Origin of the sequence: Candidatus Accumulibacter phosphatis (assembly GCF_000024165.1) — a bacterium.
Classification (GTDB): Bacteria; Pseudomonadota; Gammaproteobacteria; order Burkholderiales; family Rhodocyclaceae; genus Accumulibacter; species Accumulibacter phosphatis.
Map to the genome: position 1 here is coordinate 2,405,923 of NC_013194.1, position 12,128 is coordinate 2,418,050.

Consider the following 12,128-nt stretch of genomic DNA (forward strand, 5'->3'; position numbering starts at 1 on the left):
GCTAGGTCGAGAGCGCCAGATGAGCCAGCCCGAGCAGTCCCCAGACGCCAAAGCCGAGGACGAGCAGGCCCGACGCCCGGCGAATCGCCGGCTGGCGTGCATACGCCTGCAGACGGGCGGCCAGCAGACCGGCGAGGAGAAGGTTCGGCAAGGTGCCGGCGCCAAAGGCGAGCATCAGCGCCGCGCCGCTCAGGGCGGAACCACTGGTCAGAGCGGTTGCCAGCGCGCTGTAGACCAGGCCGCAGGGCAACCAGCCCCACAGCAGGCCAAGCGGGAAAGCCTGCGCCGAGCTGTGCGCGGGCAGGAAACGCCGGGTCAGCGGTTGCAGATGGACCCATAGCCTCTGCCCGCAGCGCTCGCTGAAAGCCAGGGCTCGGGTGACACCCATCAGGTAGAGGCCGAGTGCGATGAGCATCAGGTTGGCGAGCAGGTAAAGGAAACTGCGTACGGGCAGTTGCCCGGACAGGGCGACGCTCGCGCCACCGAGGGCGCCGGCGATCGCGCCGGCAGCGGCATAGCTGACGATCCTCCCGAGGTTGTAGGCCAGATGCAGCGTCAAGCGTGGCCGCGTACCCATCGCCAGGGCACCGACAATGCCGCCGCACATGCTGATGCAGTGCGTGCCACCGAGCAGACCGATCAGCAGCAGGGCGAGATAACTGGATTCGGGCATCAGGAGAGGCGGGGTCGTCGGACGGGAAGTGCGACGATTCTACTCCTCCCCACGTATCGACCGTTCGTCGGCCTGCGTCAGATCACTTTCGAATAGCGGGTGCGCTGCCGGTCGGCGCGCAGGTAGCGGTCGAAGACCATGGAAATTGCTCTCACCAGGATGCGTCCGCGCGGCATCACAGTGATCCACTTGTCGTCGACTCGCACCAGGCCGGCGTCGACCATTTCGCGCAGGTCGTCGAGTTCGGTCGCGAAGTACTTCCGGAAGTCGATCAGGTGCGCGATTTCGATCGATTCGATCGACAGTTCGAAGTGACACATCAATGACTGAATGATCGAGCGCCGCAGCAGGTCGTCGGCGTTCAGTTCGATGCCGCGATACACAGGCAGCGTGCCACTGTCGAGCAGATCGTAGTACTCGTCGAGCGTCTTGACGTTCTGGCTGTAGGTCGGTCCGACCTTGCTGATCGACGAGATGCCGAAGGCGAGAAGATCGCAGTCGGAATGCGTCGAGTAACCCTGGAAGTTGCGGTGCAGGCGTCCCTGTCGCTGCGCCGTGGCCAGTTCATCATCGGGTTTGGCGAAGTGGTCCATGCCGATGTAGATGTAGCCCGCTTCGGTCATCTTGCGGATCGCCAGGGAAAGGATCTGCAGGCGCGCGTCGGCGCTCGGCATGTCCGCCTCGAGGATGCGTCGCTGTGGCTTGAAGAGACTGGGCAGGTGCGCATAGTTGTAGATCGAGACGCGATCCGGGCTGACGGCAATCACCCGCTCCAGGGTGCGGGTGAAGCCTTCGAGCGACTGTTTCGGCAGGCCGTAGATGAGGTCCACGCTGATCGACCGGAAGCCCGCGGCACGCGCGGCGTCGATCACGGCGCAGGTCTCCGCCTCGCTCTGCACCCGGTTGACAGCCTGCTGAACGCCAGCGTCGAAGTCCTGCACGCCGACGCTCATCCGGTTGAAGCCCAGTTCGGCGAGCAATTCGACGGTCGCGCGATCGACCTTGCGTGGGTCGACTTCGATCGAATACTCGCCACCCTCGATCAGCCTGAAGTGCTTGCGCGTCGCCGCCATCAACTGGCGCATTTCGTCGTGCGACAGGAAGGTGGGCGTCCCGCCACCCCAGTGCAGCTGCGCGACCTCCTGATCGCCACCTTCGAGATAGCTGCTTTGCAGGGTCAGTTCCTTGGCCAGGTAGCGCAGGTATTTCGCCGATCGACCGTGATCCTTGGTGATTATCTTGTTGCAGGCGCAGTAGTAGCAGATGGTGTTACAGAACGGGATGTGGAAGTACAATGACAACTGCCGGCTGATGGCGCCGATGTTGCGCTTGCCAAGCCAGAGTTTGTAGGCGTCCGAGCCGAAGGCTTCAACGAAGCGATCCGCCGTTGGATAGGAAGTGTAGCGGGGGCCGTTGATGTCGAAGCGACGGATGATCTGCGGATCAAAGACAAGGTTGCCAGCGACGGAGTTCATGTTTCCACGACAGGTTTTGTTGGTTGCATTATCGGACCACGCTGAATCCAGCGGGTTGACGTGGATCAAACCCGGGGTTGAGTGAAAAGGATACGGATGTCCACCAGTGCCACGGCTGCCAGACTGGCCTTCGAGGTCGTGAAGACCGCCTGCTCGAACTGCAACCTGCGCGAGCTGTGCCTGCCCATCGGCATTGAGCCCGAGGATCTCAAGAAACTGGACGAACTGGTGTCGACACGCCGGCGTCTTCGCCGCGGCGACTATCTGTACCGTGCCGGGCAGGGTTTCGAGTCGATCTACGCCGTGCGCAGCGGTTTTTTCAAGACCGACGTGATGATCGAGGACGGCCGCGATCAGGTCACCGGCTTCCAGATGACCGGCGAGTTGCTTGGTCTCGACGGGATCAGCAGCGAAGTGCACACCTGCAACGCCATCGCGCTCGAAGACAGCGAAGTTTGCGCGATCCCGTTCTCGCATCTCGAGGGCCTGTCGCGGGAGATCCATACCCTGCAGCATCACTTCCACAAGGTGATGAGCCGGGAGATCGTTCGTGATCATGGGGTAATGATGCTGCTCGGCACGATGCGTGCCGAGGAACGCCTGGCCGCCTTCCTGCTCAACCTTTCGCAGCGCTTCAAGGCCCGCGGCTACTCGCCGGCCGAGTTCAACCTGCGAATGTCGCGTGATGAGATCGGCAGCTATCTCGGTCTCAAACTCGAAACGGTCAGCCGGGCGTTTTCGCGCTTCCAGGAAGATGGTCTGCTTTCCGTACATCAAAGAAAGATCCGGATTCTCAGCACTGACGGCTTGAAGAAGCTGATGACCCACCAGCGCAACTGAGCCAGCGGACGCCGGCCGACACCGGTAGGTCAGTCGATCCAGGCCAGCGGCCCCAGCGGGTTGCGCGTCAGTGCAACCGACACGATGTAGGCAAAGGCAAGCAGTGCGGCGGCAAAGAAGGCCGCGCGTTGGGCGTTATGGCGCGCGCGCTTGAGCGCCATCGTCCCACAGCCGATGTAAATCAGGAGCCCGATCAGTTTGGCGGTCAGCCAGTTGGCCGAGAAGGGGTACTGGGTGCTCATCACTGCCATGGCAACGGCGCTGGCCAGCAGGACCGTGTCGATGACGTGCGGCCATACGCGAACCGCCGGGCGCCGCAGCCATGACGATTGTCGCAGCGTCCACACGCCACGCAGGACGAAGCCGCTGCCGCTCAGGACGACGCAGCTGATATGGATTTGCTTCAGGATCAGGTAGGTCATCGACGGGTTCGGACGCCCGCTTGGGCGTTCTGCATGGCGGTCAGCGGCCCGTCGCCACGGCTGGCGCCAGGCCCTGGATCGTCGACCGATGCTGCTGGTAGAAAGTAACAGCAGCCAACAGGTTACGCAGCAACCAGCTATTGGCTACTACCAGCGCGATGCCTGCCGGATAGGTGAACCACTCCGGCCAGGCGACGGCAGCCAGCAGCACAGCCAGCGAGACGAAGTGCGCGCGCATCTGCCGGTCGATCTGCTCGCCGGCGATCACTTTGTTCATGTTCGGGGCCATCACTCGCCCGCCGCCCAGGTTCTGCAGGTGCAGCCAGACCAGGAATGGAACGATCTTGTAGAGCATACCGATCATTACCGACATGAATCCGCCAGACAGCACCAGCACACCGCACAGCAGAGGCCACTCCGGACGCTCGGCGAGTGTCGGCAGGAGCGATGCCAAGAACCAAAGCAGGCACGCCGCCAGTGCGCAAAGCATGGCGACTCGCCAGTAGTGCTGGGTAGCGTCGAAACGCGCACGCTTGCTGCGGCGCTGGACATGCAGCGTGACTGCGGCGAATACGGCGGCCGCGAGCACCAGCGCCCCCGCAAGCAGGGCCGCTGGCCATTGCCAGTCGGCCAATTCGACGACACTCCAGAGAGATAGCAGTACCAGCACGGACCAGCAGAAGTGGCGGGCCACGCCCGGTGGGTAGGGCGGGGTCATCTGGAACATCGGTACGACGACGAAAGCGACGGCCGCGAGCAGCACCATACCCCAACCGACGAAGCCCCAGCCGAGGTGAATCGACGTCAACTGCAGCAGGGGCAAAGCCAGCGACGCGTCGAGGGCAATGGCCAGCAGCGCGCCGATGCCTACCGTCATGCTCAAACCGACCAAAGACAGTTTCAGGCCCACAATCGTCGGGTTTCTGGACGGCACGCCATACAGGGCATGGCCGGCAGCACCAGCGAAGAGGGCAAGGCCGCTACCGAGCGAGATCACGGCCAGCCGGAAAGCCAGCGGCTGGTGGCTGAGGAAAGCCGCTGCCAGCAAAAGGGCGCCAAGCGCAATCGCCGCATGCACCACAGTCGCTATCAGAAGCGGCCGCGAGATGTTCGCTCCCGCGACCACCGGTAGAATCTGGAACATCGCGCCGAGCATCACCTGCAGCATGAACCCGGCGGTGATCAGATGCGTCAGCGCCAGCGCGGCGGGCGTCCAGCGCGAGGAAAAGAGATCGGGCCCGCTCCACAGCATGAGCAGGCCGGCGAGGATGGCGAACAGCGGAGCAGAAACAAAGAAGCGGATGGGCGCTGAAAATGGCGGCGCCTGATCGAAGGACAGCAGGGCCTGCATTACTGCGGCTGATGTCGGATGAGGACTTCCACCGTACCATCCGGCCGACACTCGGTCTGCCAGCTGAAACCGTTGATCTCGAGGGCCCTGTACAGCGGGTAGGGCTCGCGCGGCAGCAGTACCAGGAGCTTCTGCGCGTCGCCGAGTTGCTCGAGCGCCGCCATTGTCCGGACCATGGGCTCGGGTGGCTCAAGGCCACGCGCATCGATGACTATGTCGGCATCCATCCGCTTTACCTCGACGGTGACGTAAGGTGTTCATCGATCTGCGCCCGTAGTTCCGGCAGCAGATTCTCCAGTTGATCGGCCAGATGCTGATCACACATCGGATAGAGGACGTTCTCCTCCTTGACGTTATGCTGCTGCATCATGATCAGGAGTGTCTCGGCGTTACCCATGTAGTCGTCGGCGTCCCGCTCGGCGAGTGCCGTTTCGGCGGCAGCCAGCAATTGCCGCATCTGCACGTGTTCGCCACGCATCACTTGCGTCGGTCCTCGATACATGCCGGTGCGCTCCTCGAAGCGTGGAAAGAGAACAGACTCTTCGACCGAGAAATGATTCAGCATCGCGTCGCGAAAGCGAGCGAACTCTGTTCCGGCCCTTTCCCAGGCACCACCCTCGACCGCCGCCTCGACCGCGACGAGGCAAGCATCGCAGGATCGATGGTCCCTGGTCATGAAGTCCGTGATCTCGTGCATCGAAACACCCCCGCTGAATGATTCGTCGCATTGTGCGGTGCGGCGATGCCGCCAACGTTGACCGACATCAAGCAATACGCCCGGAGGGATGGGGCAAAACGCCGCACCTGCATGCCAAGGCGGGCGGTCGTTTGATTTCGATCAAGATTCAAGCACCGTTTCATGCCTATAGTGGGCTGTTGGTCCATTCCACTCTGGAGGAAGCGTCATGTTCAAGCACATCCTTGTTCCTACCGACGGCTCCGAACTGTCACAAGAAACCGCTCGACGGGCAGTTTCGTTTGCCAAGGAGGCCGGTGCCCGCATCACGGCGTTCTACGCCAAACCGGAGTACCCGGTGACCTACTATGGCGAGGGCGCACTGATCGACCCGACGACGCCCGAGAAGTTCGCCGAAATGGCCGAGCAGCAGGCACAGCAGACGCTGGATTTCGTCGTTGACCTGTGCCGGAACGCTGGCGTCACGGTCGATACCCTGGCGATTACGAGCGACGTCCCCTATCAGGCCATCATTGATGGTGCCACCCAGGTTGGCTGCGACCTGATCTTCATGGCTTCGCATGGTCGCCGGGGCTTCACGGCACTCTTGCTCGGCAGCGAAACCAACAAAGTGCTGACACACTCGAAGATTCCCGTGCTTGTCTATCGCTGATCGGCACAGCGGGGGGCGGTGCGCGCGCATGCGGCCGCCAGCGCGCTTGTCGCTCTTGTCATGGCCACCCGCTGAGTCGCGGAGCCTTCAGCGAGTGACGGCAGCCGTTCCTCGTCCGATTCGGCAAAGCACGTCTGTCGAACTGTGGCAAAATGCCTTGGCCAGTGGGACCTCCCGTGGCCAAATGCACTGCCACACAGGGAAGCAGAATGATCAGGAGTGCGCGCGCCAGTGTCCGGTAGGGAGCAGAATTCGGTAGCACCTCTAAGGGCTGCCGCGCTGTGGCTTGCCACGGCGTGTTCACCCACGCAAGCCGTGGATGTCGGGTTGGCCGGCGTATTTCCAGGAAAAGCGCTGCTGACCATCGACGGTGGCGCAGCGAGAACTGTTGCCGTCGGCGCGAGAACCAGCGAAGGAGTCAGGGTGCTGGCCGTAGACAGCGATTCGGCCACCATCGAGGCGGATGGCAGGAAACGCGTCCTGCGAGTCGGGCAGAACGTCGCGTCGCAGTCTTCAGGTCAGGCCGGTGCTACAGCGGTGCTTACCGGCGATGCTGGCGGGCACTTCGTGACGACGGGCAGCATCAACGGAGCGACGGTTCGTTTTCTCGTCGACACGGGCGCTACGATGATCTCTCTTGGCGCCAGCGACGCGCGGCGAATCGGTATCGATACCCGCAGCGGGCAGGCGGCTAGCGTCACTACGGCGAATGGTCAGGCGCGGGTGATGCGCGTCAAGCTCGATTCGGTGCGCGTTGGCGAGATCGTCGTCAATAGCGTCGATGGTCTGGTGCATGAACAGGACATGCCTCTCGCCCTGCTCGGCATGAGTTTCTTGAACCGTTTGGAAATGCAGCGTGATGGTCCGACGATGACCCTCAGGAAGCGCTACTAGGAGAGGCAAATGACGCGTCATCGCCCCAAGTCACTGAACATGCTGGGCCACGAACTCGATATCCTGATGGGCGAGCGGCAGACCTTGCTGAAGGTCGTCGGCGCGACGGCAGCCTTCATCGCCTCTCTCGACTCACGTCTGCTGCCGCCCGGTGCGATACAGTCGGCGGATCTGGTGGCGACGGCGATCAACACGCTGCCCGACGAAACCCTGCGCGAGGCGCTTGCGGCCGTACACGCGGAAATCGAGGAGGGCGAGCCGGTTGTCAGCGACTGAGATCCTGCTTGGTTCAGCGCCGCGAGTGGACCGGGGCGCCATCGATCTTGACAGCTTGCGCCGGGTCTTGTACCGCGAACCGGCGCGCAGCCCGGTCGTGCTTGAGGACGGTGTTGGCGACGAGGAATTGACTCCGGCGGCAGTGCTCTTTCCTATTGTTCGGAGGAGCCGCGAGCCGACGGTCTTGCTCACACAGCGCACTGCGCACCTGAAGGATCATCCCGGGCAGATCAGCTTCCCCGGTGGGCGTTGCGAATCGGCCGACGGATCGCCTGCCGACACGGCACTGCGCGAAGCTGACGAGGAAATCGGCCTGTCGTCGGCTCACATCGAGATCGCCGGCTACCTCCCGGAGTACCTGACCAGTACGGGTTTCCGCGTGACGCCAGTGGTGGCCATGATCACGCCACCCTTCGAGTTGCGGCTCGATGCGTTCGAGGTGGAGGAGGCATTCGAAGTGCCGTTGTCGTTTCTTCTCGATCCCGCGAACCACCAGCAGCACTCGCTGCACTACCGCGGCAAACTGCGCCACTACTACGCGATGCCCTACGGCGACTATTTCATCTGGGGTGCGACGGCCGGGATGATCATGTCTCTCTACCGGGCACTCGAGGCCTCAGCTCCCTAGCCCTTCCTGGCTTTCCTCAGCCCTCCCGGGTCCACCTTATTCCTCGTTTGCACCAACCCGCTGCTGGGGTGGTTGTGGAAAGTGGTCGTTGTCCTATATGACCATGGGGTTCGGGGAGTCGAGCCGGCGTTAGGACGAGATTCGCCTGGCGCTTCGTGCGGGCGACGTGGAACATGCGCGCCCACTGCTGGCCGAAGCGTGGGGAAAGCACAACGACGAAGAATATGGCGACTTCGGAAGCTTAGCGCGGCAAACCTTTGCTATCATTGACTGGCTTCCTGTGTGGCTCACTGCTCCCGGTTTCGCTGTCGTTGGTGATTTCGAGGATGCTGCCTACTGCTGGCGTAATCAAGCCGACAGGTGGCCAGGCGATGGTTTGGGCATCGTGCTGGCGAGTGGTTCCGGTGCGCGTGGCGTTCGTCTCGGCATTCCAGAGTGCCGGCAGCGGGCAGCGGGCAGCCGGCAGCCGCGTCGATCGAGTGGAGATCGGCCCCGGCGACGAAGCAGATGTTGATTTCATGGAGAGTGCCGTCGGGCTGGTATGGCGTGCGCTGGTGTTGTGGTGCTTGTTGTTGCTGCTGTTGGGGCTTGCCAGTCTGGTAGGCGGTTGATCGATTAATTACAGGAGTTTCTTCATGAGCAGAGAAGTCGTCGTTCTGAGTGCGGTCCGTTCGGCCATTGGTACCTTTGGTGGTTCACTCGCCAACATGGAACCGCATGAACTGGCCGGCATGGTGATGAAGGAGTCGATCGCCCGTTCCGGCGTCGATCCCCAGCAAGTAAATTACGTTGCCGTCGGCAACGTCATTCCAACCGATTCGCGCTTCGCGTACGTTGCCCGCGTGGCGTCCATTCAGGCCGGTCTGCCGATGGACTCGGTGGCCATGGCGGTCAACCGTCTGTGCGCGTCGGGCCTGCAAGGTGTGGTGTCTGCTGCCCAGAACATCATGCTCGGCGACTCCGACTATGGGATTGGTGGCGGTGTCGAGGTCATGTCACGCGGTTCCTACATGCTGCCGGCAATGCGCTCGGGCGCTCGCATGGGCGATGCCAAGGCCATCGACATGATGGTTGCCACACTCAGCGATCCGTTCGGTGTCGGACACATGGGGGTCACCGCCGAGAACCTGGCCAAGAAGTGGAACATCAGCCGCGAAGAGCAGGATGCGTTTTCGGTCGAATCGCAGCGCCGTGCCGGTGCCGCGATTGCCGAGGGCCGCTTCAAGTCGCAGATCGTGCCGATCGTCATGAAGACCCGCAAGGGCGATGTCGTCTTCGACACCGACGAGCACGTCAAGGCGGGAACGACAATCGAAGCCCTGGCCAAGATGAAGCCCGCTTTCATCAAGGATGGGACGGTAACCGCCGGTAACGCTTCGGGCATCAATGACGGTGCCGCTTTCCTCATGCTCGCCGCGGCTGACGTTGCTGCCCAGGCGGGTCAGAAGCCGATTGCGCGTCTGGTAGCCTACGCCATCGCCGGCGTGCCGAACGAGATCATGGGCGAAGGCCCGATCCCGGCAAGCAAGCTGGTGCTCAAGAAGGCGGGCCTGACGCTCGACCAGATGGACGTCATCGAGGCCAACGAAGCCTTTGCCGCACAAGCGATTGCGGTCAACAAGGGCCTTGGCCTCGACCCGGTGAAGACCAACCCGAACGGCGGCGCAATCGCCCTCGGCCACCCGGTCGGCTGCTCCGGCGCTTTCATCGCCACCAAGGCGATCTACGAGTTGCAGCGCACAGGCGGCAAGTACGCGCTGGTGACGATGTGCATCGGTGGCGGGCAGGGTATTGCGGTGATCTTCGAGCGCGCCTGAGACCGCGGCTCTTCGTGTTTCAGAAGCCCGACCGTTTTCCGGTCGGGCTTTTTTTTTTGGATGCCCTGCAATGCCGCTCATCGGCGTCCCGCGCAGTCGACACCCGTGCACTTCGGCGGGCGAGACATCGAGCCATGCGGATACCCAGCGCGTCTGTTTGCCGCTTCAGTTCGTCGGCCTGGGGATCAGCCCGCCCAACAGCCAGGGCGTCGCGACGCCCGATGGGCTCCGCTGGCGGCGGCAAGACGCGCCTGGGCGACCTGCTTTCGACGCCACGGCACCGTTTGCCGCATGGGTGGCCCTTCATAACGGCTCGAAGTCGCTACGGATAGTAGTGGTCGATTGCTCGGCGAGGCCGGCCTGGCGCGCGAACTCGGGCCAGGCATCAAGCGCCGCGCCCACGTCGGCGAGGGCCTCGAGCGGGCGGCGGACACCGAAACGCTCGGCCTCGACGAGCAGGTCGCTGCGGGTGATGCCGCTGAACTTGCCGTTGACGCTCAGCAGGTGCTGGTAGGTCCACTGGCCCCTTGGGTTGTGCGCGTGCGTCACGTCGTACGCCGGCGCCAGTTCCCAGTTCCCGCCTTGCTTCAGGCGGAAGGCAAAGTTCTTGGTATGGTCGTCGCAGTTTTTCGCCAAGACATTGAAGGCCATACGCCGGAACGCCTGCCCGAGTGCCTCGTCGCCGAGCCGGAGCCGCGCGATGGTCATGAACAGCTGTGCATAGGCGTGCGTGGCGCGCTGCTTGTAGTCCAGATGGCTCATGGCGCAGAGCGTCTGCACATGGTGCCGGACCGTGGCGCCATCGACGACATCGCGGTCGAAACGGCGGGTCATGAAGTGCGCCCTACCGCTTTCTTCGAGCAGGCGGCAGGGCGACATGCGAATACCCGCGGCACTCGCCATCAAGTGGTAGGCATACTCGATGCGCCCGTAGTCGGCGCTGCTGCCCAGTTCCGAGTCGTGGCCGACACCATCGAACTTGAGCAGCCAGTGCTCGAAGCCGGGGGCGGCGTCGAACTGCCCGCTGCGGATTTCCTTGCTCAGTGGATTCCAGGCAACGACCGCCTTGGCGCGTGCGCCGCCGGCCGACGTGCCGACGCGGATGATGTTGGCGAGCGCGGCCTGTGCCTGGACGTCGCCGGACAGGTCGGCGTGGATGACCTGGCGTGCGGCTTCGACCAGACTCTTCATCGCCAGCGGTTCGGCGCTCTCGCGGTGGGCGCCGCGCGCCGGCTTGAACTCGAGCGCACCCATGCCGCGCCGGCCCATGTAGGCCAGGCGGTCGAGGGTGGTGACGGCGCGCCGCTCGACGCCGCGCGCGCTCATCCAGGCGTCGATCAAGGCGTTGCCGAAATCGTCCGGCAAGGCATCGGCGAGCAGACCGGGGAGGCGTCTGTAGCTGGCTTCGGACAGTTCGGGGAAGGCAAAACTCGGGCGTGGATCGCCCACGGGCATGGTCAGCGGCGCCAGGTCGATGCCGCTGCGTCGCCAGGCGGGGTCATAGGCAAACACATAGCAGCCGAGGCGCGGATCGGGCGCGACCGCGCCGACGCGCTGGCCCCAGATACGAATTTCGATGACCGGGGTGTTCATCCGCTCGCCGTCGGACGTCGGCGGGCGCGCTGCGCTGGCTTGGACTGGCGCAGCAGGTCGAGCGGATTGACGGTGGCTTCGGGCGCGAGCAGGTCGATCCCTTGCAGTGAATCGAGCGCCTTCAGTACGCGTAGCAGCGTCTCGACGGTCGATCCTCGGCCGGTTTCGAGATTGCGCAGGGCCTTCTCCGAAATGCCGGCCTTCTCGGCCGTGGTGCGCTGATCCAGGTTCCGACTCAAACGCAAGCGCTTCAGGCGCTCACCGAGCTGGTGCTGAAGTTCGTGCGGGGTGCTGAACAGCAAGGCAGTCATTGCTAGTTTATACGGTAAGGTTGTGCCGGTTAGTGCCGCTTTGTCCTCATAAGCGGCACGTTAAGGATGTCAGTCTATCAGCTCATCGGTGATCATGCCGTGTTTACGGGAGGCCTCCATGGCGTGCGAGATCGCAGAGGCGAGAAAACCCCATGGGATCTCGCGACGGCGCCGGGTCAAGAACTCCGTCGTTGAGCACCCCCGCGGTCAGGGCACATATCCTTCGAGCTCGAATTGCACCGCCGCCCTCGATCGCCCCTGCCCAAAACTGTTTTCGTCGTCGACTCGGCGACGGCCTTTCGGCCAGGCTACGTTATCTCGTGCCGTGAATGAAGCATCGCCCGCCGCAGGCTCACAGGATGCGACAGCGAACCTTGTTCCGGAAATGCCTTGCAGGCTTCACGTGGGCAGGATGCCACGCATGCGTGAGCCTGTGCGCGTGCCATCGGGCCGTCGCTCCCGCAGCGACTGGCGGTTTGCCGCCGGAGAGGACATCGTG

At 63.2% G+C, this 12,128-nt stretch carries 15 protein-coding genes; 7 read left to right on the forward strand and 8 right to left on the reverse strand.

Annotation, left to right across the window (positions count from 1 at the left end; genetic code table 11):
• Nucleotide 1: 1 nt before the first annotated feature.
• The gene (locus CAP2UW1_RS10595; RefSeq protein ID WP_015766618.1) at nucleotides 2-673 is read right to left on the reverse strand and encodes a sulfite exporter TauE/SafE family protein; all 672 of its coding nucleotides are present in this window, start codon (nucleotides 671-673) and stop codon (nucleotides 2-4) included.
• Nucleotides 674-750: 77 nt separating this feature from the next.
• The gene (gene hemN, locus CAP2UW1_RS10600; protein ID WP_015766619.1) at nucleotides 751-2,148 is read right to left on the reverse strand and encodes an oxygen-independent coproporphyrinogen III oxidase; all 1,398 of its coding nucleotides are present in this window, start codon (nucleotides 2,146-2,148) and stop codon (nucleotides 751-753) included.
• Nucleotides 2,149-2,244: 96 nt separating this feature from the next.
• On the opposite strand from hemN, the gene fnr reads away from it, so the two are divergent.
• A complete protein-coding gene (fnr, locus tag CAP2UW1_RS10605; RefSeq protein ID WP_015766620.1) occupies nucleotides 2,245-2,988 on the forward strand; it encodes a fumarate/nitrate reduction transcriptional regulator Fnr in 744 nt (247 codons plus the stop codon).
• 29 nt (nucleotides 2,989-3,017) lie between these two features.
• Here fnr and CAP2UW1_RS10610 read toward each other — a convergent pair whose 3' ends face one another.
• From CAP2UW1_RS10610 to CAP2UW1_RS10625, 4 genes are read right to left on the reverse strand one after another with little or no spacing between them, the layout of a single operon-like run.
• Nucleotides 3,018-3,410: a SirB2 family protein gene (locus CAP2UW1_RS10610; protein WP_015766621.1), complete on the reverse strand. Its 393-nt coding sequence runs from the start codon at nucleotides 3,408-3,410 to the stop codon at nucleotides 3,018-3,020.
• Between the two features lie 40 nt (nucleotides 3,411-3,450).
• Complete coding sequence (locus CAP2UW1_RS10615) at nucleotides 3,451-4,761, reverse strand: hypothetical protein (protein WP_015766622.1); 1,311 nt, start codon at nucleotides 4,759-4,761, stop codon at nucleotides 3,451-3,453.
• Complete coding sequence (locus CAP2UW1_RS10620; protein WP_015766623.1) at nucleotides 4,761-4,988, reverse strand: DUF2249 domain-containing protein; 228 nt, start codon at nucleotides 4,986-4,988, stop codon at nucleotides 4,761-4,763. Before CAP2UW1_RS10620 ends, CAP2UW1_RS10615 begins: the two co-directional genes overlap by 1 nt.
• Before the next feature lie 5 nt (nucleotides 4,989-4,993).
• Nucleotides 4,994-5,458 carry a hemerythrin domain-containing protein gene (locus CAP2UW1_RS10625; protein ID WP_015766624.1) on the reverse strand — a complete coding sequence of 155 codons (465 nt, stop codon included), beginning with the start codon at nucleotides 5,456-5,458 and terminating at the stop codon, nucleotides 4,994-4,996.
• Nucleotides 5,459-5,666: 208 nt separating this feature from the next.
• Between CAP2UW1_RS10625 and CAP2UW1_RS10630 the strand changes: the two genes are divergently transcribed.
• The 6 genes from CAP2UW1_RS10630 to CAP2UW1_RS10655 all read left to right on the forward strand — a co-directional run bounded on the left by CAP2UW1_RS10630 (nucleotide 5,667) and on the right by CAP2UW1_RS10655 (nucleotide 9,725).
• Nucleotides 5,667-6,110: a universal stress protein gene (locus CAP2UW1_RS10630; protein ID WP_015766625.1), complete on the forward strand. Its 444-nt coding sequence runs from the start codon at nucleotides 5,667-5,669 to the stop codon at nucleotides 6,108-6,110.
• Nucleotides 6,111-6,437: 327 nt separating this feature from the next.
• A complete protein-coding gene (locus tag CAP2UW1_RS10635; RefSeq protein ID WP_291912322.1) occupies nucleotides 6,438-7,004 on the forward strand; it encodes a retropepsin-like aspartic protease family protein in 567 nt (188 codons plus the stop codon).
• Nucleotides 7,005-7,013: 9 nt separating this feature from the next.
• The gene (locus CAP2UW1_RS10640) at nucleotides 7,014-7,280 is read left to right on the forward strand and encodes a hypothetical protein (protein WP_015766627.1); all 267 of its coding nucleotides are present in this window, start codon (nucleotides 7,014-7,016) and stop codon (nucleotides 7,278-7,280) included.
• Nucleotides 7,267-7,908 (forward strand): CoA pyrophosphatase, encoded by a 642-nt coding sequence (locus tag CAP2UW1_RS10645; protein WP_015766628.1) that lies wholly within the window; start codon nucleotides 7,267-7,269, stop codon nucleotides 7,906-7,908. The genes CAP2UW1_RS10640 and CAP2UW1_RS10645 overlap by 14 nt, the downstream gene beginning before the upstream one ends.
• 326 nt (nucleotides 7,909-8,234) lie before the next feature.
• Nucleotides 8,235-8,519 (forward strand): hypothetical protein, encoded by a 285-nt coding sequence (locus tag CAP2UW1_RS23710; RefSeq protein ID WP_199931625.1) that lies wholly within the window; start codon nucleotides 8,235-8,237, stop codon nucleotides 8,517-8,519.
• Nucleotides 8,520-8,543: 24 nt separating this feature from the next.
• Nucleotides 8,544-9,725, forward strand: coding sequence for an acetyl-CoA C-acyltransferase family protein (locus tag CAP2UW1_RS10655; RefSeq protein ID WP_015766629.1), 1,182 nt, complete (start codon nucleotides 8,544-8,546; stop codon nucleotides 9,723-9,725).
• Nucleotides 9,726-10,028: 303 nt separating this feature from the next.
• On the opposite strand, the gene CAP2UW1_RS10660 is transcribed toward CAP2UW1_RS10655, so the two are convergent.
• Together CAP2UW1_RS10660 and CAP2UW1_RS10665 are read right to left on the reverse strand one after the other, a co-directional pair.
• Nucleotides 10,029-11,318, reverse strand: coding sequence for a type II toxin-antitoxin system HipA family toxin (locus tag CAP2UW1_RS10660; RefSeq protein ID WP_015766630.1), 1,290 nt, complete (start codon nucleotides 11,316-11,318; stop codon nucleotides 10,029-10,031).
• The gene (locus CAP2UW1_RS10665) at nucleotides 11,315-11,629 is read right to left on the reverse strand and encodes a helix-turn-helix domain-containing protein (RefSeq protein WP_015766631.1); all 315 of its coding nucleotides are present in this window, start codon (nucleotides 11,627-11,629) and stop codon (nucleotides 11,315-11,317) included. The genes CAP2UW1_RS10660 and CAP2UW1_RS10665 overlap by 4 nt, the downstream gene beginning before the upstream one ends.
• Nucleotides 11,630-12,128 lie beyond the last annotated feature (499 nt).